At 60.5% G+C, this 721-nt stretch carries 1 protein-coding gene and 1 pseudogene; one reads left to right on the top strand and one right to left on the bottom strand.

All coding sequences use genetic code 11. The features are described 5' to 3' along the window. A pseudogene (locus EXE42_RS16175) lies at positions 1-271 on the bottom strand (DUF955 domain-containing protein); the annotation flags it as partial. Positions 272-419: 148 nt separating this feature from the next. On the opposite strand from EXE42_RS16175, the gene EXE42_RS20860 reads away from it, so the two are divergent. Further along, a complete protein-coding gene (locus tag EXE42_RS20860; protein ID WP_137706978.1) occupies positions 420-683 on the top strand; it encodes an AbrB/MazE/SpoVT family DNA-binding domain-containing protein in 264 nt (87 codons plus the stop codon). Positions 684-721: the final 38 nt, after the last annotated feature.

Below are 721 nucleotides of genomic sequence, written 5' to 3'. Positions count from 1 at the left end.
GGCGGTTGAACTCGCGCTGCCAGGTTCGGTACCCAGCGACCTTCGTCGCGTCCGGACACTGGAGCGCAATCAGCAGTGTGTTGCGGTGCGAGTAGTCGTGAAAGCGGCTCTGGACGTCGAGCCACCGCTGGAACTGGTCGCTCGCACGGGCCTTGTCGACGGCGTCGACGAGTTCAGCGAGCCACTGGTCGATCGCTTGGTGCATCTGGTCGGCACGGGCGTCGGCGTCGTCGAAGACGACGTGCCCGTTCGTCGGGTCGAGCGAGTCCATGGGACGCTCCCGCCCCTCCGGAGCGCGAAAAATGTGGCAGACGAATGACAGTCAGGTCCACGGCGTCAGCTGTGGGAAAAATCGACCCCTCGCACCAACACAGAAGTTATGATGATCAAACAATGTTGATCAGATACTGGTGATCAATATGAGTGGATCCACAGATGAGGGAGACACGGAATACGGGGAAGCAGAAATTAACGATCGCGGGCGACTCACCATTCCGAAGGCGCTCCGCGAGGACCTCAATATCGAGGGGGGAACGACGTTTACCGTTGTGCGACAGGGGAATACGATCCAGTTAGTGAGACAGCTTCCCGGGCTCCACACAGTGTCCACGGGGCGAGACCGGGATGAGTGGGGCACAGAGGCGTTCCGGGACGCAGGACGCGCGACATTTGGGGGAGAATGAATGCGCATTCTGCCCGACGTCAACGCGCTCGCGATTCA

The sequence above is a fragment of the Halorubrum sp. SP3 genome, from assembly GCF_005435195.1.
GTDB lineage: Archaea > Halobacteriota > Halobacteria > Halobacteriales > Haloferacaceae > Halorubrum > Halorubrum sodomense.
Note: the sequence above shows the minus strand (reverse complement) of the source record. Positions and strands in the feature narration are given on the sequence as shown.

What these genes read in the sequence shown, in the direction of transcription:
- EXE42_RS20860 (WP_137706978.1), top strand. Translation starts at nt 420, where the DNA reads ATGAGTGGATCCACAGATGAGGGAGACACGGAATACGGGGAAGCAGAA.